The organism is Ruegeria sp. 6PALISEP08 (genome assembly GCF_001238295.1).
Classification (GTDB): Bacteria; Pseudomonadota; Alphaproteobacteria; order Rhodobacterales; family Rhodobacteraceae; genus Ruegeria.
Map to the genome: position 1 here is coordinate 25,711 of NZ_LGXZ01000019.1, position 18,879 is coordinate 44,589.

General features: G+C 56.5%; 18 protein-coding genes. 8 read left to right on the top strand and 10 right to left on the bottom strand.

Going from position 1 to position 18,879, the window contains the following annotated elements:
- The first annotated feature begins 40 nt into the window (after positions 1–40).
- The 3 genes from ALB80_RS20315 to ALB80_RS20325 all read left to right on the top strand — a co-directional run bounded on the left by ALB80_RS20315 (position 41) and on the right by ALB80_RS20325 (position 3,894).
- Positions 41–706, top strand: a complete 666-nt coding sequence (locus ALB80_RS20315) for a glutathione S-transferase family protein (RefSeq protein ID WP_050605929.1) — start codon at positions 41–43, stop codon at positions 704–706.
- 74 nt (positions 707–780) lie between these two features.
- A complete protein-coding gene (gene queG, locus ALB80_RS20320) occupies positions 781–1,818 on the top strand; it encodes a tRNA epoxyqueuosine(34) reductase QueG (protein WP_050605930.1) in 1,038 nt (345 codons plus the stop codon).
- Between the two features lie 72 nt (positions 1,819–1,890).
- Positions 1,891–3,894 (top strand): hydantoinase/oxoprolinase family protein, encoded by a 2,004-nt coding sequence (locus ALB80_RS20325; protein WP_050605931.1) that lies wholly within the window; start codon positions 1,891–1,893, stop codon positions 3,892–3,894.
- A gap of 39 nt (positions 3,895–3,933) precedes the next feature.
- Here ALB80_RS20325 and msrA read toward each other — a convergent pair whose 3' ends face one another.
- Together msrA and msrB are read right to left on the bottom strand one after the other, a co-directional pair.
- Positions 3,934–4,446, bottom strand: coding sequence for a peptide-methionine (S)-S-oxide reductase MsrA (msrA, locus tag ALB80_RS20330; protein WP_050605932.1), 513 nt, complete (start codon positions 4,444–4,446; stop codon positions 3,934–3,936).
- Positions 4,446–4,892 (bottom strand): peptide-methionine (R)-S-oxide reductase MsrB, encoded by a 447-nt coding sequence (msrB, locus tag ALB80_RS20335; protein ID WP_050605946.1) that lies wholly within the window; start codon positions 4,890–4,892, stop codon positions 4,446–4,448. Before msrB ends, msrA begins: the two co-directional genes overlap by 1 nt.
- Before the next feature lie 146 nt (positions 4,893–5,038).
- Between msrB and ALB80_RS20340 the strand changes: the two genes are divergently transcribed.
- A complete protein-coding gene (locus ALB80_RS20340) occupies positions 5,039–5,560 on the top strand; it encodes a glutathione peroxidase (protein ID WP_050605933.1) in 522 nt (173 codons plus the stop codon).
- Here the strand turns inward: ALB80_RS20340 and ALB80_RS20345 are convergent.
- Positions 5,536–6,423 (bottom strand): DMT family transporter, encoded by an 888-nt coding sequence (locus ALB80_RS20345; protein ID WP_050605934.1) that lies wholly within the window; start codon positions 6,421–6,423, stop codon positions 5,536–5,538. The two genes, ALB80_RS20340 and ALB80_RS20345, sit on opposite strands and share 25 nt — an antisense overlap.
- A 182-nt stretch (positions 6,424–6,605) precedes the next feature.
- Between ALB80_RS20345 and ALB80_RS20350 the strand changes: the two genes are divergently transcribed.
- Positions 6,606–7,802 (top strand): BCCT family transporter, encoded by a 1,197-nt coding sequence (locus tag ALB80_RS20350; protein ID WP_050605947.1) that lies wholly within the window; start codon positions 6,606–6,608, stop codon positions 7,800–7,802.
- 121 nt (positions 7,803–7,923) lie between these two features.
- On the opposite strand, the gene ALB80_RS20355 is transcribed toward ALB80_RS20350, so the two are convergent.
- The 5 genes from ALB80_RS20355 to ALB80_RS20380 form a co-directional block, all read right to left on the bottom strand.
- Positions 7,924–8,514 carry a GNAT family N-acetyltransferase gene (locus ALB80_RS20355; RefSeq protein WP_172677928.1) on the bottom strand — a complete coding sequence of 197 codons (591 nt, stop codon included), beginning with the start codon at positions 8,512–8,514 and terminating at the stop codon, positions 7,924–7,926.
- A 167-nt stretch (positions 8,515–8,681) separates the two neighbouring features.
- Positions 8,682–8,969, bottom strand: a complete 288-nt coding sequence (locus ALB80_RS20365) for an HU family DNA-binding protein (protein ID WP_050605937.1) — start codon at positions 8,967–8,969, stop codon at positions 8,682–8,684.
- 130 nt (positions 8,970–9,099) lie between these two features.
- A complete protein-coding gene (locus tag ALB80_RS20370) occupies positions 9,100–10,563 on the bottom strand; it encodes an AMP nucleosidase (RefSeq protein ID WP_050605938.1) in 1,464 nt (487 codons plus the stop codon).
- Positions 10,560–12,362, bottom strand: coding sequence for an adenine deaminase (gene ade / locus ALB80_RS20375; RefSeq protein ID WP_050605939.1), 1,803 nt, complete (start codon positions 12,360–12,362; stop codon positions 10,560–10,562). The genes ALB80_RS20370 and ade overlap by 4 nt, the downstream gene beginning before the upstream one ends.
- Before the next feature lie 159 nt (positions 12,363–12,521).
- The gene (locus ALB80_RS20380; RefSeq protein ID WP_050605940.1) at positions 12,522–13,391 is read right to left on the bottom strand and encodes a LysR family transcriptional regulator; all 870 of its coding nucleotides are present in this window, start codon (positions 13,389–13,391) and stop codon (positions 12,522–12,524) included.
- A 114-nt stretch (positions 13,392–13,505) separates the two neighbouring features.
- Here ALB80_RS20380 and ALB80_RS20385 point away from each other — a divergent pair, with 114 nt between their 5' ends.
- Both ALB80_RS20385 and ALB80_RS20390 read left to right on the top strand, forming a co-directional pair.
- On the top strand, positions 13,506–14,261 hold the full coding sequence (locus ALB80_RS20385) for a class II aldolase and adducin N-terminal domain-containing protein (RefSeq protein ID WP_050605941.1): 756 nt from the start codon (positions 13,506–13,508) through the stop codon (positions 14,259–14,261).
- Positions 14,262–14,284: 23 nt separating this feature from the next.
- Complete coding sequence (locus ALB80_RS20390; RefSeq protein WP_050605942.1) at positions 14,285–15,274, top strand: sterol desaturase family protein; 990 nt, start codon at positions 14,285–14,287, stop codon at positions 15,272–15,274.
- A 24-nt stretch (positions 15,275–15,298) separates the two neighbouring features.
- On the opposite strand, the gene ALB80_RS20395 is transcribed toward ALB80_RS20390, so the two are convergent.
- Positions 15,299–15,931 carry a class I SAM-dependent methyltransferase gene (locus ALB80_RS20395; protein WP_050605943.1) on the bottom strand — a complete coding sequence of 211 codons (633 nt, stop codon included), beginning with the start codon at positions 15,929–15,931 and terminating at the stop codon, positions 15,299–15,301.
- An 88-nt stretch (positions 15,932–16,019) separates the two neighbouring features.
- On the opposite strand from ALB80_RS20395, the gene ALB80_RS20400 reads away from it, so the two are divergent.
- Entirely contained in the window at positions 16,020–16,865 is an 846-nt protein-coding gene (locus tag ALB80_RS20400; protein ID WP_050605944.1) for an SDR family oxidoreductase, read from the top strand.
- A gap of 3 nt (positions 16,866–16,868) precedes the next feature.
- On the opposite strand, the gene ALB80_RS20405 is transcribed toward ALB80_RS20400, so the two are convergent.
- Positions 16,869–18,488, bottom strand: coding sequence for a GMC family oxidoreductase (locus tag ALB80_RS20405; RefSeq protein WP_050605945.1), 1,620 nt, complete (start codon positions 18,486–18,488; stop codon positions 16,869–16,871).
- Positions 18,489–18,879 lie beyond the last annotated feature (391 nt).

Below are 18,879 nucleotides of genomic sequence, written 5' to 3' on the forward strand. Positions count from 1 at the left end.
GCTAAATCAGTCGGGTACTCACTGGTTCGATTGGAAGCCCATGGCGCGTCTGTTTCACGTTCCCCTCTCACCGTATTGCCGCAAGGTCCGTTTGTCTCTGGGAGAGAAGAAGATCGAGGTTGAATTGGTCGAGGAGCGATACTGGGAACAGGATCCGGACTTTCTGCGCCGCAACCCGGCGGGTAAAGTGCCGGTGCTGCGTCTGGATGGGCAAATCATGTCGGAAAGCGCAGCAATCTGCGAGTACATCGAGGAAACCCGTCCTGAACCGCCTTTGATGCCGAAAAACCCCGAAGCCCGCTTTGAAGTCCGGCGGCTTGTGGGCTGGTTTGATGACAAGTTCCATCACGAGGTCACATCGAAGCTGCTGTATGAGCGGGTGAACAAGAAGGTGATGGGACAAGGATACCCGGACAGCAAGAATGTCAAACAGGGTGCCAAGGCGATCAAGTATCATCTGGATTACATGGCGTGGCTGCTAGATCACCGTCGTTGGCTGGCCGGGGATCAGATGACATTGGCTGATTTCGCGGCGGCGGCGCATTTGTCGTCGCTGGATTATATTTCGGATGTGGATTGGAATCGCAGTCACGTGGTCAAGGACTGGTACGCGAAGATCAAATCGCGCCCGGCGTTTCGGTCGATTCTAGCGGATCAAGTGCCAGGGTTTCGACCACCGGCTCATTACGCCGATCTGGATTTCTGATAGGGTGCAACTGGGGGGCTTTCTGCCCCCCATCGCGCCAGTGCGCGATTCCCCCCGAGGATACTTTTGGCCAGATGAAGAGCGGACCGGATCTTAAGGAAAAGTTGGTGCTACAGGCTCTGGCAGAGGGGTTTGTGGCCTGTCGTGTGTGTCGTCCGTGGGATGTTCCACAAGTGCCCGAGCGCCTGGGGGCGTTTTTGGATGCTGGATATCATGGGCAGATGGGGTGGATGGCCGAGCGCGTGCAGTGGCGCGCTGATCCGGCTGCCCTATGGCCCGAGGCGCGGTCAGTGATCATGTTGGCCGAAAGTTACACGCCAGAGCATGATCCGACAGGGGTTCTGAATCACCCGGACCGGGGTGCGATTTCGGTTTATGCGCAAAACAAGGATTACCATGATCTGGTCAAGAAACGGCTCAAGCGATTGGCGCGGTGGCTGATTTCTGAATCCGGGGGTGAGGTGAAGGTTTTTGTCGACACCGCGCCGGTTCCGGAAAAGGCTTTGGGGCACGCGGCAGGTCTTGGATGGCAGGGTAAACACACCAACCTTGTGAGTCGGGAATGGGGAAATTGGGCTTTTATAGGCTCTGTTTTTACAACAATTGAGCTACCGTCGGACGAGCCGGAAGTAGACCACTGTGGCTCGTGTCGCGCTTGCTTGGACAGCTGCCCAACCGATGCATTTCCAGCCCCGTATCAATTGGATGCGCGGCGGTGCATATCGTATCTGACCATTGAACATAAAGGCCCGGTGGAGACTGACCTGCGCGAGAAGTTGGGCAACCGGATCTATGGTTGCGATGATTGCTTGGCGGCTTGTCCCTGGAACAAGTTTGCCGTTGCCGCAAGTGACATACGTTATGCCGCCCGGGACGATCTGAAAGCGCCTGCCCTGGCCGAATTGGCCGCGCTGGATGATGCGGGTTTTCGCGCGAAGTTTTCAGGTTCCCCCATCAAACGCATCGGACGTGATCGATTCGTGCGGAATGTGCTTTATGCCATTGGTAACTCAGGGCAGCCGGGTTTGAGGTCTGTCGCTCAGGCGCTGACGGGAGACCCGGACCCTACCGTGGCCGATGCGGCGCGCTGGGCGGTGGAACAGCTGTCATAAATGCCGCAAACAGGCTGGACGCGTCGCGCATAACCGCTACACCCATTCGCAGCGAACAGTAAGGAGGACCCGATGACGCTGTCTTTGGGGGTGGATACAGGCGGGACCTATACCGACGCGGTGTTGATCCGGGATGAGAAAGAGGTGATTGCCTCGGCCAAGTCTCTGACCACACGCGCGGATTTGGCAATTGGCGTGGGAAATGCGATTTCGTCTGTGCTGGAAGAGGCGCAGGTTGCACCGGATCAGATCGCTATGGCGTCATTGTCCACTACACTGGCCACAAATGCCCTGGTCGAGGGGCAGGGTGGGCGCGTGGCTCTGATCTATATCGGGTTCAAGGACAGCGATCTGCAAAAGCATGGCTTGAAGGACGCACTAAAGGACGATCCGGCCCTTGTGATCGCGGGTGGTCACACACATTCCGGAGGCGAGGCCGCGCCACTGGAGGTCGCCGTTCTGGAGGCGTTTTTAGACACTCATAAAGGGATTTCGGGCTTTGCCATTGCGGCTCAGTTCGCGACCCGTAATCCGGCGCATGAGCTGGAGGCGGCGCGGATCGTATCGGAAAAGACCGGCGCGCCGGTGACATGCTCGCACCACCTGTCGGCCAAGTTGAACGGTCCGAAACGTGCTGTGACGGCTGTTCTAAATGCGCGGCTGATCGGCATGATCGACCGTCTGATCGGGCGGGCGCAAGATCAATTGCGTGCCTTGGGGATCTCGGCCCCGATGATGGTGGTGCGCGGCGATGGCGCATTGATGAGCGCCGAGCAGGCGCGAGAACGTCCGATTGAGACGATCCTCAGTGGACCGGCGGCCTCGATTGTGGGCGCGCGCTGGCTGACCGGGGCCGACAATGCGCTGGTGTCCGACATTGGGGGAACCACAACCGATGTGGCGCTGATCCGGGACGGCAAGCCCGCAATTGACCCGGCCGGTGCGCAGGTTGGTGGGTTTCGAACCATGGTCGAGGCTGTGGCGATGCGCACCCATGGTCTGGGCGGCGACAGCCAGGTTCATGTGGTGGCTGAGGGGTTGCAGGGCGGTGTGTTTCTGGGGCCACGGCGTGTTCTGCCCGTGTCTTTGATCGCAGCAGAAGCCCCTGAGGTTGTTCACGCCATTCTGGACGAACAATTGCGAGCCACAACAGTGGGCGAGCACGACACCCGAATTGTGCGCCGAGTCCCCAACATCCATGCCGATGGTATCGGCGCGCGGGAAGAGATTCTGTTGGAGCGTCTGGGCGATCAGGTTCTGCCTCTTGGCGCATTGTTGCGGTCTCGGATGGAGAATGGCGCACTGAACCGCTTGGTCGATCGCGGGATCGTTCAGGTCTCGGGCGTGACGCCATCGGATGCGAGTCATGTGTTAGGGCGGGTCGATGCTTGGGACGCCGAGGCGGCGCGCAAGGCCTTGGAACTGGTGGCGCGTAAACGGGTCGGCTCCGGGGACATGCTGGCAAATTCGCCAGAAGCATTGGCGCAGATGATCGTGGATCAATTGACGGAACAGACCAGTTTGACCTTGTTAGAGGCTGCTTTTGACGAAGAACAAGAGGGGTTTGGCCTGCCGCCACATGACTTGGCGCGCCATGTGCTGACCCAACGCGGACTGGCTCAGCATCGTGGTTTGCTGTCGCTGAGTGCTGCTTTGAATGTAGATGTGGTCGGTCTTGGGGCGTCAGCCCCCAGCTATTACCCTGCAGTTGGTGAGCGCTTGCATTGTCGCATGATCCTGCCGGAACACGCGGGTGTGGCCAATGCAATCGGAGCTGTTGTTGGCCGGCTGACCATGCGGCGTTCGGGGACTGTCACATCTCCGTCTGAGGGTCGGTATCGTGTGCATCTGGGGGACGGACCGCAGGATTTCGCGGCGTCTGAGGAGGCCCTGGATTTGTTAGAGCGTGTTCTCAGATCCGAGGCTGAGGGCGCGGTAAGAGAAGCTGGCGCGGAAGATATCAGGGTGATCGTTGAGCGTGATATCAAAACGGCGCGGGTCGAGGCCAAGGATGTTTTTGTCGAGGCCATGATTACGGTCGAGGCAAGCGGGCGACCGCGGGTGGCGGCAGGCTAGCCCCTCTGAAATGTTCAGAGGGGCCGGGTAGGTGGTGCATTACTCTGCGGCGCTGGCACGCTTGGGCAGGACCCAATCTTGGCGCGGGAAATGACAGGTATAGCCGTTCGGGATGCGCTCCAGATAATCCTGATGCTCTGGCTCTGCCTCCCAGAAATCTCCGACGGGTTCGACTTCGGTTACGACTTTGCCGGGCCACAATCCGCTGGCGTTCACATCGGCAATGGTATCGACAGCGACCTGTTTTTGCGTGTCGTCCACGTAATAGATCGCGGATCGATAACTCATGCCGCGGTCATTGCCCTGACGGTTCACTGTTGTTGGGTCATGGATCTGGAAGAAGAACTCCAGCAGGTCGCGATAGCTGGTTTGCGACGGATCGAACCAGATCTCAATCCCTTCGGCGTGGGTGCCGTGGTTGCGATAGGTCGCGTTGGGCACATCGCCACCGGTGTAGCCGACACGGGTGCGTGAAACGCCCGGTAGTTTGCGGATCAGGTCCTGCATCCCCCAAAAGCAGCCTCCGGCCAGTACAGCGCGTTGTTCGGTCATCAGATGTCCTCCACATGAATCAAATATTCGCCATAGCCTTCTGCTTCCATCTCGTCTCGATGGATGAATCTGAGCGAGGCTGAGTTGATGCAGTAGCGCAGTCCGCCATGTTCACGTGGGCCGTCGGGGAAGACATGTCCCAGATGGCTGTCGCCGTGTTTCGAGCGAACCTCGGTCCGGATCATACCATGCGTTGTATCACGAAACTCTTCCACATGCTCATGGATGATCGGTTTGGTGAAACTGGGCCAGCCGCAACCGGACTCGTACTTGTGGGCCGAGGCAAAAAGCGGCTCACCTGATACGATATCCACGTAGATGCCTGGTTCCTTGTTATTCAGATATTTCCCGGTGCCCGGACGTTCGGTACCACTGCGTTGCGTGACGTGAAACTCTTCGGGCGAAAGCGCAGCGATGGCCGTGGGGTCTTTGGTAAAGCGTGTCATGAATCCTCCGGCTGAATTTTTTGTTTGCGCCATTATCTGGGGGCTTAAGAGTGGAATGCAAAGTGATATTTCAAACCGCTCTCGCACTCGTGCAAGTGATCTGATGAGTGCCGATCCGCGTATCAGATTAAAAGGGAGAACAAGACATGATCAGATTGCTGCTTTTGACTGCCTTGGTTTTATTGGGTCGTGCCGTTCAAGCCGCGCCGCTGACCGGTGAGTTCAACTCGATCGACGGGGGCACATTGGCCATCGAAGATTGGCACGGCCAGCCTGTACTGGTGGTCAACACCGCGTCACATTGTGGATTCACCGGGCAATATGCGGCTCTGCAAAAGGTGCATGAGACCTATTCCGGCAAAGGTCTGGTCGTTCTTGCGGTGCCGTCGGATTCATTCAATCAGGAGCTGGAATCGGCAGATGAGGTTAAACAGTTTTGTGAGATGAACTATGGGCTGACCCTGCCGATGACGGACATCACTCCGGTGAAAGGCGCAGACGCCCATCCGTTCTACAAAGCCGTTGCCGCCCGGACCGGTTTCACGCCCAAATGGAACTTCAACAAGATCCTGATCGATTCTGAAGGGGAAGTGGTTGCGACCTATGGGTCGAACGCCAAACCCGATTCCCGTAAACTGTTGTCTCAGGTCGAGGCCTTGCTGCCCTGAGCGCCCTGTCGTGAAATCTGAACCGCAAGAATGCCAAGGGTCGTGACGGCAACGCCGACCGCGTCCATCGCACCCAGCTTTTCGCCCAGCAGGATCGCTGCGATCGTGACCCCGAATACAGGGTTCAAAAAGTGGAAAGTGGCGGCCCGAATGGCTCCGATCCGATCCAATAGTAGGAACCAGATCAATGTGGCCAGCAATCCGGGGAAAAGGGTTGTGTAGATGAACGCCAGCGCCAGCGGAAGTGTCGGGTGAATGTAGATGGTCTCAAAGATCGGAGCGGCCAGGAACAGCGCGGCTGAGCCTACCAGCATCTGCAAGCCAACGACCATCATGAAATTCCCGCCTGACGTCGCGCCGCGAACCGCAAGCGTAGCAAAAGTCAAAGCAAGCGCCCCCGCACCGCATAGTGCAACCCCGAACATATCGACGCCCGCGCTGATCCGGCTGCTCATAATAAGGGCGACTCCGGCGAAACCGGCGAACAGACCCAATACACCAAGCGGGCGCAGCTTATCCCCGAACATCAGCCAACCTGCCAGTGCCACCAACAAGGGCATAGTGGATGCGATAATGGCCGCGACCGAGGCCTCGACCGTTTGCATCGCGTAGAAGTTCAGGCCCAAATACAGGGCATTTTGGCAGATTCCGAACAGGATCGTGGCACGCCATTGATTTCGGGTCAGGTTCCAACTTTGCCCCATCGCGCGGGCAATCATGACCCCCAGAACACCGGAGATCAGAAACCGCAAGGCCAGCGAAAACAAAGGAGAGGCATCGGCCACGATGATCCGCGCCGATGTAAAGGCAGAGGACCAGATCAGGGCAAATGTCAGCCCCATGGCTATGGCGCGCAGATCCATGGAGACCCCCTGTCAGTTTGCGCGGACTGTTCCCGATTTTCCGATGGGTCGCAAGCGCCGCGCGTCAAAAAAGAAACATCCGTGATGCAAGGAAAGGCGCCGGTATGTTTTTATTGATTGACTGACCAATTAAAGTTATCCGCTGTGCGATCTGACCAAACAAGGGAGGTTTGTCGGTGCTTCTGGAGTACATTCTATCTTTTGGCGTCCTGCTGGCATTAGGCCTGGTCGCTTTCTTCGTCGTGAAATGGTGGAACTTGCGCTGTGTTGGCGTGACACCGGTTCATCTATTCACGTTCATCGCGATCCTGTTCACATCCGGTCTGGATGTTGGCTTGATCATGTTCCCACTGACTGAATTCGGCGGCTATGCCGAGGATCCGGCCTATGCCTTTGCCAACCCGCTGGCGATCGAATTCGGGTTCTGGGGTTTCCTGATCTGGGCATTCTACTTCCTGACAGCCTTCTATTTCTGCGTCATCGAACCGCGCGTGAAGTTCTTTGAAATCCCGCTGGTCAAGCTGATCAACAACGTGGTCATCATCGGCACCTGCGCCTTCACCGCCAGCCTGTTCCTGATCTACCTGCCCGGTTACCTGCCTGAGGTCGGAGACGGGGAGTCCGTTGTAACCACCTTCTACATCATTGTTTTCGTTGTCATTCTGGCAGCAGCCTACTCGTCCACTGACTTGAAGTACGTGCGTATCCTGTCGGTTGGATCGACGTTCCTGTTCCTGGCATTGATCCTGGGCATGTGGGCCGCTGCAGGCATGGGCGTGACTGGCTTTGTGGAAACCGGCAGCAATATCGGGGCCTATTTCGCCAACCTGCACAAATTTGTCCTGCCGCTGACCGACTATCACGCATTCTACCTGTTCTGGTGGTTTGCTTGGTCGATCATGATCGGCCAATTCACCTCGCGCTTCGTAGGCGGTTTGACCACGTGGCAGTTGCTGGCCGCGCTGCTGATCTTCCCGTCGATCCCGCTGGGGATCTGGTTCACCGTTCTTTATTATTACCATCTGAACGGCATCAGCACCGCAGGTATTACCAACATTGCCATGGTAATCGTGGGCGTGACTTTTGTGATCAACTCGTTGGACTCGCTGATCCGTCTGTACACTGACAACCTGAACCTGACGGTCGAACGGTTTGGTAAGGCGGTGTACGTGGCGGGCAATGTTGCAATGTTGTTCATGCTGACGCTGCTGTTCCAAAGCCAGTGGCTGCAGATCCAGTGGATCGGGGCCATTGTTGTCGGACTTTATCTGGCCTGCGTGGTCTATATCCTGATCACCAAACGCAATGAGGTGCTGAGCATCGACTCCATGCCTGAAGGTCAGGATATGGATTTCCAAAAGATCGAAACGGTTCACTGATTTGACCGTTGAACAAAGTAAACGGGCGCCCATGCTGGTGCCCGTTTAGTGACAAGGATGCCTTCCGACTCGGCCTTTCGGGTTTGCCTTTGGAACCTTGCTTGGCGCAGAGGAATGAGTGCTAGGAATGTTCTGTTATGCGTTTGCTGAACATGTCAGTTTCCGGATCGGAATAGTCTTTCATCCTTTCAAAGCCGTTCTTTTGCAGCACTCTGGCCGACGCTGCATTTCCTTTTTCGACTCCGCCGATAATCAGGACAGAGGTCCGCGTGTCACGGTACCAATCGATCAAACCGGCAATCAGTTCCGTCGCGTATCCCCGTCCCCAAGCGGCTTCGGAAAAAAGATATCCGACATGCACCGTCGCCAAAGTCTCCTGCTCTGGAAGTTGGGCCAGGATCAGAAGGCCGATCAGTATTCCTTTGCTGTCGCGGACGGTTAGTAGATCAGATTCCGCCACCCTTTCTTCCAGCCAGCGCTCAATCGCGTTTTCAGAATCCGAGAGCTGTAAGGCCTCGGGCAGGTGTTTTAAAACTGTTGGTGTAAGTAGCGGCGAATATTCTTCGCGAAACTCAAGCGTGCCGATTGAAGGCAACGATGATGCGCTCCAAGCTTGAACACGTAGTCTTTTGGTTTCAAACGTGTAAGCGGAGGCCAAAATTTGTTCCTTCCCGTTTTGAAAACAAAAAGTGAGGCAGCCCTTCAAAAGCACATGATTCCGTGATCGTGCCGGACAATGCAATCCGATGATAGTATATATGTTGCGCAAGCAGTGACACTTCCGCCTGCGTTTCTGAGTGATTTAGCTGGATTGATTTGGCGTAAAAAAGAAAAAGGGCCCCCGAACGGCGGCCCTTGATCATGTCGAAAAGACGGAACTTAGCCGTTCACGCTGTCCTTCAACGCTTTCGCGATGGTCATTTTCACAACCTTGTCGGCTTCTTTGGTGAAGGTCTCACCAGTGGCCGGGTTGCGGACTTGACGCTCGGGGCGCTCGCGGCAGTAGATTTTGCCGACACCGGGCAGAGTGACTGCGCCACCGGCAGAAACTTCGCGTGTGATCAGGCCGGTTACGGCCTCAAGCGCGGCGTTCGCCGACTTCTTGTCGGTTCCCATTTCCTCAGCGAGAGCAGCAACCAGCTGAGTCTTAGTCATAGGCTTTGCCATTTCTTGGTCTCCTTAACGTGCCCGATCTATAGGGCCTCACCGCGTAACTGTAACGGGATATTGTGATCGAACACAACGAATAGTAGCGCTGAAACCCCTAAAAATATGGGGAAAACGTTGCTTTTTTGCGTCAGAGGAAGGCTGTTTCGTCAAACGAACGCAATTTCCGGCTGTGTAACCGCTCTAGTGGCATGCCGCGCAAGTGTTCCATCGCCTTGATACCGATGGCCAGATGACGGCTGACCTGAGTGGTATAAAAGGACGACGCCATACCCGGCAATTTCAATTCGCCATGCAGCGGCTTGTCTGAAACACACAGCAAAGTGCCGTAGGGTACGCGGAAGCGATAGCCATTTGCGGCGATGGTGGCGCTTTCCATATCAAGCGCAATCGCCCGGGATTGGCTGAGGCGCTGGACCGGGCCTGTTTGATCGCGCAATTCCCAGTTGCGATTATCGACCGAGGCTACGGTGCCTGTCCGCATGATCCGCTTCAGTTCATAACCTTCCAGCTTGGTCACTTCGGCCACGGCCCGTTCCAGTGCTACCTGAATCTCGGCCAGCGGCGGGATCGGAACCCAGACCGGCAGATCGTCATCCAGAACCTTGTCGTCACGCAGATAGGCATGGGCCAGTACGAAATCCCCCAGAGCCTGCGTGTTGCGCAAACCCGCGCAATGGCCAACCATCAACCAGGCATGTGGGCGCAACACCGCGATATGGTCTGTTGCGGTTTTTGCGTTGGACGGGCCAACACCGATATTCACTAGGGTAATTCCGGAGCCGTCTTTACGCTTGAGGTGATAGGTCGGCATCTGCGGCAGTTTCAGCGGCTGTTCAATCGTCGCTTTGGGGTCCGTGATCTCGGCATTCCCGGTTGAGACAAAGCTGGTATAGCCGCTGGCGGAGTCTGCCAATTGCTCGCGGGCGTAGTTTTCGAACTCCGAGACATAGAACTGGTAGTTCGTGAACAGCACGTGATTCTGGAAGTGGCTCGCATCCGTCGCCGTGTAGTGCGCCAGGCGGGCCAGCGAATAGTCCACGCGCTGGGCGGTAAACAGGGACAAGGGCCCAACAGTGTCCTCGTGATCATGCACACCATTGACGATATCGTCGTTGGTGGTGCTCAGATCCGGTACGTCAAACACATCGCGCAGGGTGAACGCGGCCGCACCCTGATGTGGCACAACCAGATCAGAATTGTTCGCCACGGCGAAATGTACGGGGATAGGCGTATCTGACGCCGCAATTGTCACCGGCTGGCCGTGATTCTTGATCAACAAAGCAATCTGCTGGGTCAGGTAAGACCGGAACAGATCGGGCCGCGTCACGGTGGTGGCATGGACGCCGGGCTCTGAGACGTGACCAAAACTCAGGCGGCTGTCGACCTGCGCGTAGGTAGAGGTTCGAATGCGAATTTCAGGGTAATAGGCTCTGTATCGCGCGGATGGCGCACCTTCCTGCATCGCTTTTGAAAAGCTGTCGCACAGGAATTCTGTGGCTTGCGTGTAAAGTTCTTCCAACCGGGCGACGGCGGCTGCCGGATCGGTAAATTGCTCTGGCGCTAGTGTTTCGGGGGTCAGGAGTGTCGTCATGCCAAAGGTTCCAGAAGATCGATTTTTTCGAAAGTTCGCACGTCTACCAGCCCGAGATCCGAGATCCTGAGCTCGGGGATCACGACCAGTGCCAGCAAAGAGTGCTGCATATAGGCGTTGTTCAGGTTGCACCCGCAGTCTTGCATGGCTTGCACCATTTTGTCGGCCTTGGCTGCTACCTCTGCGGCGGGGCTGTCAGACATCAGGCCCGCAATCGGCAATTCCACCAGCGCCAGTTCCTGTCCGTCACGGAAGAGGGTGATGCCGCCGCCCACTTCGGCCAGACGGTTGGCGGCCAGCGCCATCTGTTCCCGATCCGTGCCGACAACGATCATATGGTGGCTGTCATGTGCCACGGTTGAGGCCATGGCCATCTTTCCCTGATAGCCAAAACCCGAGACAAAAGCATTCGTCACGCCGCCCGTCGCGCGATGCCGCTCGACCAGAGCGATCTGACAGACATCATCTTCGCCTTCGACCAGCCCGCCAATGATTGGCAGTTCGGCTTTCAACGCTTTGGTCGGGGCCTGGTTCTCGACCACGCCTATGACATTGGCCTGCACCCGGTTTGCCCCGTTTGGCGCCTTGATCTCAAAATCGGCCGAGCTCAGGTCGTGCCCCAGGTGAACGGTGTTGCGAGCTTTTTCGGGCCAGTCAAAATGCGGGCAGTCTACAGCGATCACACCGTTTTCCGCGACCACGTTCCCACGGGCAATCACTATCTCGATCGGCAACTCGGTCAGGTCAGAGCTGAGAATGATATCCGCCCTCCGTCCCGGCGTGACCGATCCGATTTCGCGTTCCAGCCCGAAATGTGTGGCTGTATTGATCGTTGCCATTTGCAGAGCGATCAGCGGGTCGCATCCGCAAGCAATCGCGTGGCGCACCACGCGGTTCATATGCCCTTCGTTGACCAAGGTTCCCGAGTGACAGTCATCGGTACACAAAATGAAGTTGCGCGGGTCCAGCCCCTTCTCGGTCACGGCAGTGATCTGGCTTTCGACATCGTACCAGGCCGAGCCCAAGCGCATCATCGACCGCATTCCCTGCCGTACACGTGCGATCGCGTCAGCTTCGCACGTGCCTTCATGATCATCCGCCGGGCCGCCAGCAACATAAGCTGCAAAGTCAGACCCTAAATCAGGCGAAGCGTAATGTCCGCCCACGGTTTTGCCCGCCCTTTGCGTGGCTGCAATCTCGGCCAGCATTTTGGGATCGCCGTGGATCACGCCGGGGAAGTTCATCATTTCACCCAACCCGATGACGCCTGGCCAACTCATCGCTTCAGTCACATCCTCGGGAGTGATTTCATACCCCGTCGTTTCCAACCCCGGCGCGGATGGCGCGCAGGAGGGCATTTGGGTGAAGATATTGACCGGCTGCATCATCGCTTCGTCATGCATCATGCGCACGCCTTCAAGACCAAGCACATTGGCAATCTCATGCGGGTCGGTGAACATGCTCGTGGTACCGTGAGGGATAACGGCACGGGCGAATTCGGCGGGGGTGAGCATGCCGGATTCGATATGCATATGCGCGTCGCATAGTCCGGGCAGGATATAGCGCCCACGGGCGTCGATGATCTGTGTGTTTGGTCCCATGCAATGCGATGCGTCTGGCCCGACAAATGCAATCCGCCCTGCTGCAATCGCAACGGAATGATCCGGCAGCAACTCGCGGCTATGTACGTTTACCCACACGCCGCCCTGAATGATCGTGTCTGCAGACTCGCGTCCGGCTGCAACTGCTATCAATTTGGGGGCGACATCGGGCCAACTTGGGAAAGGTGTGTATTCCATGGCTCAACTTTCACGAATGCGCCAGCGGGTGCAACCCCGGTTCTACGCTGTCACTAACAGATCACAAACCCTAACTCAGGCATGTACGCGCCAGCGTTGCCTGGCCCAACCATCGGATTGGCCCGGAATGGCCTTGACGATGAGCGAGAGCTTGCCCGTTTACGTGCCTGACCCAATCTCGCGCCGAACCCAATTCGCAAAGGCCACTGCGCCGGGTGTGTCCTCGGCCTGGGGCGAAAGAAGCAGATAATATGCTTCGGGCATCCGGGCACGATGTTCAAATGGCGCGACCAGCTGCCCTCGTTCGATCAGATTCTGTGCGATTGCGTCATGCGCCAGGCACAGCCCCCCACCGGCCATCGCTGCGGATAGGCAAACCAGATAGGTTGTCGCATAGGTTATCGATGGATTTCCCCAAGCTAGATCCTGTTCTTCTGCCCAACTTGACCAATTGGACAGCAGGTTGGAACAATCGAACAAGGGCTTTTCCTGAAGATCTTCCAAGTTTACCTGATACCCCGGGGCACAGACTGGATAATAGTGCTCGGTGCGCAGAATCTCGGTCCGGGTGGTGTCCGATGGGCGTAGCGAGAAGCGAATCTCTACCGCAGCGCCTTCAGCCATCTCTCGTGGTTCCCAAAGTTCGGTGAAGATGTTCAGTTGTACATCGGGATGTTCGGCCTGAAACGCCGGTAGGCGCGGGGCCAGCCAGTTGACGGCAAAACTGATATTGCACTGTACCTGAACCGCATTTTGCTGCGCACCGGTGACGGCTTGGGTGCCGCGCACCAATGTTCGAAATGCATCTCGGACCACCGGCAGATAGGTGATTCCGGCCTCGGTCAGTTCTAATGCCTTGGGACGACGCAGGAATAAGGGCTGCCCCAGATGGCCTTCCAGCGATTTGATCTGCTGGCTGACGGCGCTTTGCGTCATGTTCAGATCCCGCGCGGCGCCGGTGAACGAAAGATGCCGTGCTGCGGCTTCAAACGTGCGCAGCCAGCCCAGCGGAGGCAGCTTGTTCTGCATTGACATAACCTCGGCATAAGTTCAGCTAATGGGATAGCGCTGTTTTTTTCGTTGGTCAAACGGGCAGGTCAAATGCAGGATTTTTTCACGTTCAGCCGCAAGAGGAGCCATCGCATGAGTGTCACCAACCTTCGCCCCAATATTGATCACTGGTCCGAGCGCGTGGATATGGCTGCCGCGTTCCGTTGGACTGCGCGGTTGAATATGCATGAGGCTGTCGCCAATCATTTCAGCCTTGCTGTGAACGAAGACGGCACGCAGTTCCTGATGAACCCCAACCAGGCGCATTTCTCGCGCATCCGCGCATCTGACTTGCTGTTGCTGGACGCCAATGATCCTGAGGTTATGTCCCAACCCGGCGCGCCGGACCCGACGGCATGGGGGTTGCATGGTTCAATCCATCGCCACTGCCCGCACGCGCGGTGTGTCATGCATGTGCATTCGATCTTTGCAACTGTTTTAGCCTCGCTGGCCGATAGCACCTTGCCACCGATCGATCAGAACACTGCAACTTTCTTCAATCGCTATGTGATTGACCAGGAGTTCGGCGGACTGGCCTTCGAAAGCGAAGGCGAACGCTGCGCCGAAATGCTGACTGACCCGAAGAAAAAGGTCATGATCATGGGCAACCATGGCGTTTTGATCATAGGCAGCGACCCTGCAGATACGTTCAACAGGTTGTATTACTTCGAACGCGCCGCCGAGACGTATATCCGCGCGTTGCAAACGGGCCTGCCCCTGCGTGTGCTGTCGGATGAGATTGCCGAGAAAACCGCACAGGAACTGGACGATTACCCCGATCAGGCCGAAGCCCATCTGCGCGAGATCAAGGCGATTCTCGACGCAGAGGACTCGGACTACGCATCCTGACTGCATATCCCAGAGAGAACCTCATGACAGATATCGCCCCGGATCCCGAGACCGCCCGCTGGCACTATCACCCCGAAGGTCCTGTGGGCCTGAACCCTCTGTTCTGCTGGCCACCGCACCCCGCGGCCGTGCTGAAATGGTACAGCGGCGCGTGGTTACAGATCACATCCCTGACCCTGTGCATGGTTCTTGCGATAACCGCTTATGTACTCTTTTTCCCTGCATTAGAGACAATGCAAAGCTTTGCGCCCGGTTGGATGTTTCGGATCTGGCTATTGAATATGGTGCCGCAAATCCTGGTGGCCGGGGGTCTGCATTGGTGGCTTTACATGCGCAAAGGGCAGGGCATGTATAAAAAGTTCGACCGCCGGGATCTGACACGGAACAACGGAACGTTCACCTTCCGCAATCAGGTCTGGGACAATGTCTGGTGGACGCTGGGTAGCGCCATGACAGTTGCCACCATTTATCAATGGATCATCTACTGGGCGATGGCCAATGGCTGGGCGCCGACGATCACCTGGGCCGAGGCTCCGGTTTGGTTTGTCTTATGGATGATGTTTATTCCGATGTGGTCCGGCTTGCACTTCTATTGGGTGCACCGGTTGGAGCATCACCCAAAGCTCTACAAACACGTCCACGCGGTGCATCACCGCAATGTCAATATCGGGCCATGGTCTGGTATTTCGAACCACTGGTATGAAAACTTGCTGTATTTCACCACTTATTTCATACATCTGATCGTGCCGTCCCACCCGCTGCATCTGTTGTTTCACAGTTCCTTCCAGCAGATCAGCCCGGTTCTGTCACACTCAGGATTCGAAAAGTTAAAGGCAGGAGAAACCGAGGCCGCGCGGGCCGGGGATTTCTTCCATCAGCTTCACCATCGGTATTTCGAGTGCAACTATGGTACCTCCGAAATCCCGTTCGACAAGTGGTTTGGCACCTACCACGATGGGTCGGCTGAGGCGACAACGCGCACGCGCGCATACAAAAAGCAGATGTATACCTGATGGATCCGAATTGGTTGCCTTGGGTTAAATCCGTTCAAACAAAGCAATGAATGCCGTGTCATCTTTGTTGAGGCCTGCAGCGAGATCACCATAAATACGAACCTCGGACAGGGTCAGACTGCGAATCTGAACCTCCTCCAATTGGCGCAGCGTGTCTGCGAAACCCAGTTTTTCGAAATGACGGGCATTGATCGAAATGGCGAACTGTGCTCCGGGCCGTGCGACGCGCAAAAGTGCGGGAAAGACCTCGGGGCCGAGATGGCCATGGGTGAAGGTCCCGGATGAAACGATGCCGGAATAGCTTTCACGCGGCACCGGGATACCCTGGGTCAGGTCTGCTTCGATCGCGTCGCGGTAGATATCCTTGCGCATGGCCTGATCCAGCATTTCCGCGCTGATATCGGTCGCATCAATCGGCCCGACGCCCAGTCCAGACAACACCGCGCCGCAAAGACCTGTGCCCGCGCCGACATCCAGAACCGGACCCTGACCGCCCGCACCCACAAACGCCCGCGCCGTACGAGTGTGCAGCTGGTAATCTTCGCGCGCGGCGAAGCTGTCATCATAATCTCCGGCCCACTCCGCATAGAGGCGTTTGTGTTCATCAGGAGAGTTCAGCGCATAGGCCGAATTCAAATCGGGTTTTTTGTCGCTCATACCCAACAGAAAGCCGCATCCAAAGATTCGATTCAAGTGCGTCCATGCAGCGCTTGCATCCCGGTGTACTGAAGCCCATCAAAGGGATATGATTCAGACGCTTTTTTCTTTTGGCCATGGTTATTCCGCACAGGCCCTGTCCCGACGTGTCGCTCCAAAAAGCTGGCGCATTATTGGAACCACACGAGACAACGATGGCATGGAAGCCATCCGTGACTCGGGTGCAGAACCGTTGATCTGGCCAGGACAGGAACCGAACCTGGATGGTGTGACGCATCTGCTGATTTCGACCGCCCCGAATGCAGAGGGTGATCCGGTCCTGGCGGTGTTGGGTGATGAAATCGCCCGCCGTGCAGCCCAGTTCACGTGGGTCGGGTATTTGTCGACAACAGCGGTCTATGGGGATCATCAGGGCGGATGGGTTGACGAAAACACGCCTCCGGCACCAACCGCCAAACGCGGCAAGTGGCGCATGCTGGCCGAGCAGCAGTGGTCGTCTATTCCCGGCCTGCCGGTTCATATCTTCCGGCTAGCGGGTATCTATGGCCCGGGCCGAGGTCCCTTTTCCAAGCTTAAACGCGGTGGGCTGCGGCGTATTATCAAGTCGGGGCAGGTGTTTTCGCGCATTCATGTGGATGACATCGCGCAAATCCTAGAAGCCTCGATGACCAAGCCCAATCCGGGCCGCGTCTACAATGTATGTGACGATGAACCCGTCCCGCCGCAGGACGTCATTGGTTACGCAGCTGAATTGCAAGGTCTTCCGCTGCCACCGGCGGTGTCGTTTGATGAAGCGGACCTGACGCCAATGGCCCGTAGCTTCTATAATGAAAACAAGCGTGTGCGGAACAATCGGATCAAGGATGAGCTGGGCGTGACTTTGATCTACTCAGACTATCGGGCCGGACTAGACGCCTTGATGAAAGGCCAATAGCGCCTAGCCCGTAGCTGCCTTGATCATGTCCGCCGCTTTTTCAGCGATCATGATGGTCGGGGCATTCGTGTTGCCGGACACCAGCGTCGGCATGACTGACGCATCGACAATGCGCAGCCCCTCCAACCCGTGCACACGCAGTTGGGGATCAACAACTGCCATCTGATCGACGCCCATTTTGCAGGTGCCGACCGGGTGATAAATAGTGTCGGCGCGGGCGCGGATGTGCTTTTCCCAATCCGCGTCGGTTCGGGCGGTATCTGTTCCGAACATCTCTTTGTGCCGGTATTTCGCCAAAGCTGGCGCTTCGAGGATATCCCGCGTCATCCGCGCACCTTTGATCATGGTCTCAATATCCCTGTCGTCTGACAGAAAGGCCGGGTCAATGACGGGTGTGTCCATCGGGTCAGCACTGCGGAGCCCAACTGTTCCGCGGCTGTCCGGGCGCAACTTGCAAATATGGCAACCATAACCGTATCCGTAATGCAGTTTGCGTGCGTGATCATCGACCATTGCGATTGTGAAATGCAGCTGAATATCCGGACGCTTCAGATCAGGGCTGGTTTTCAGAAAAGCTGCGCCTTCGGCAAACGGGGTGGCGGCCATGGAAACACCTGTCCTGCACCATCTGTAAATATGTCCAAGCAGTCGGGCGGCCCCAACAGGACCAATGCCGAATGTGTTTGTGTCTTTGCTGCGGTACGTTAGAACAAAGTCCAGATGGTCTTGTAGGTTTTGCCCAACGCCCGGCAACTCATGACGTACCGTGATTCCATGCGGTTTCAGATCAGCTGTCGCACCAATTCCTGATAATTGTAGTAGTTGTGGTGATTTCAGTGCACCAGCGCACAGCAAGACTTCGCGTGTAGCTGTCACTGTGATGTCTGCACCTTTGCCTTTTGTCTGATAGGTTACACCGCTGGCACGTCTTCCTTCGAACGCCAGCTCTTTGACATGGGCGTGTGTGATGACGGTCAGGTTGGGGCGGCTCATTGCTGGAAACAGATACGCGGCCGCTGCAGAGCAACGCTCACCATTTTTCGCCGGATCGTGGAATTGTGTGACCTGATAAAGGCCAACTCCTTCATTGTCACCGCGATTGAAGTCGTCTGTGCCGCGGTGTTGCAATTGCTTAGCGGCTTCAACAAAGGCGCGGGTAATCGGGCGCGGTTCTTTTTGGTGCGAGACATGCAGAGGTCCGCTATCTCCATGCATGTCATCTGCGCCCTGTTCATTGTCCTCGGCGCGTTTAAAATAGGGCAGTACACCGGTCCAATCCCACCCATCGCATCCCAGGTCTGCCCAACCATCAAAGTCCTGTCGTTGTCCTCGGACATAAAGCATCGCATTGATTGCGCTTGAACCGCCCAAGGCCTTGCCGCGCGGTTGATAGCCCCTGCGCCCGTTCAAGCCCGGCTGCGGGACGGTCTCAAAGGCCCAGTTGTTAATGCGTGGTCGCCCTGGCAAAGCCGCAACAACGGCAGATGGCACCCGGACAACCATGCCATTGCCATGACCGCCAGCCTCTAGCACACATACGCGTATGCTGGGATCTTTGCTGAGGCGGTGTGCCAAGACTGATCCCGCCGAACCTCCGCCAACGATGACATAGTCAAATTGCAATTCAGTGCTCCCAACTTCTTTCAGCAGTGACCAGCGGGTCTTTGGCGTCCTGATGTACCGGTTTCGGAAACACTGCGGTATTTAAGTAAAAAAACAATTGTAACCCCAAGTCAGTTTCCGATGATTTCAAGCTTCCAATCTAAAGCCCGGCGGGCGCAGACCGAAGGTCCGCAAGTGCTTTTGCCGCAGTCATGATCCTTTGAGCGCCGCGATTCCGCCTCTGAATTGTGTTTCGCCTTATTTCTCAGGTGTTCGGCACGTTCAAAGTGTACCCGCGAGATTGATTTATTAACGTAACATGTTGTTTTTATTAACTGACGGAAGAAATCCACGAGAAATGTGAAGTTTTTTCAAAATGGGGGTTGCAGGTCCCAGACCTAATCCGTAAATA

Coding starts and splice junctions, on each gene's coding strand:
- ALB80_RS20315 (WP_050605929.1), top strand. CDS start 41: ATGGCGCGTCTGTTTCACGTTCCCCTCTCACCGTATTGCCGCAAGGTC.
- queG (WP_050605930.1), top strand. CDS start 781: ATGAAGAGCGGACCGGATCTTAAGGAAAAGTTGGTGCTACAGGCTCTG.
- ALB80_RS20325 (WP_050605931.1), top strand. CDS start 1,891: ATGACGCTGTCTTTGGGGGTGGATACAGGCGGGACCTATACCGACGCG.
- msrA (WP_050605932.1), bottom strand. CDS start 4,446: ATGACCGAACAACGCGCTGTACTGGCCGGAGGCTGCTTTTGGGGGATG.
- msrB (WP_050605946.1), bottom strand. CDS start 4,892: ATGACACGCTTTACCAAAGACCCCACGGCCATCGCTGCGCTTTCGCCC.
- ALB80_RS20340 (WP_050605933.1), top strand. CDS start 5,039: ATGATCAGATTGCTGCTTTTGACTGCCTTGGTTTTATTGGGTCGTGCC.
- ALB80_RS20345 (WP_050605934.1), bottom strand. CDS start 6,423: ATGGATCTGCGCGCCATAGCCATGGGGCTGACATTTGCCCTGATCTGG.
- ALB80_RS20365 (WP_050605937.1), bottom strand. CDS start 8,969: ATGGCAAAGCCTATGACTAAGACTCAGCTGGTTGCTGCTCTCGCTGAG.
- ALB80_RS20370 (WP_050605938.1), bottom strand. CDS start 10,563: ATGACGACACTCCTGACCCCCGAAACACTAGCGCCAGAGCAATTTACC.
- ade (WP_050605939.1), bottom strand. CDS start 12,362: ATGGAATACACACCTTTCCCAAGTTGGCCCGATGTCGCCCCCAAATTG.
- ALB80_RS20380 (WP_050605940.1), bottom strand. CDS start 13,391: ATGCAGAACAAGCTGCCTCCGCTGGGCTGGCTGCGCACGTTTGAAGCC.
- ALB80_RS20385 (WP_050605941.1), top strand. CDS start 13,506: ATGAGTGTCACCAACCTTCGCCCCAATATTGATCACTGGTCCGAGCGC.
- ALB80_RS20390 (WP_050605942.1), top strand. CDS start 14,285: ATGACAGATATCGCCCCGGATCCCGAGACCGCCCGCTGGCACTATCAC.
- ALB80_RS20395 (WP_050605943.1), bottom strand. CDS start 15,931: ATGAGCGACAAAAAACCCGATTTGAATTCGGCCTATGCGCTGAACTCT.
- ALB80_RS20400 (WP_050605944.1), top strand. CDS start 16,020: ATGATTCAGACGCTTTTTTCTTTTGGCCATGGTTATTCCGCACAGGCC.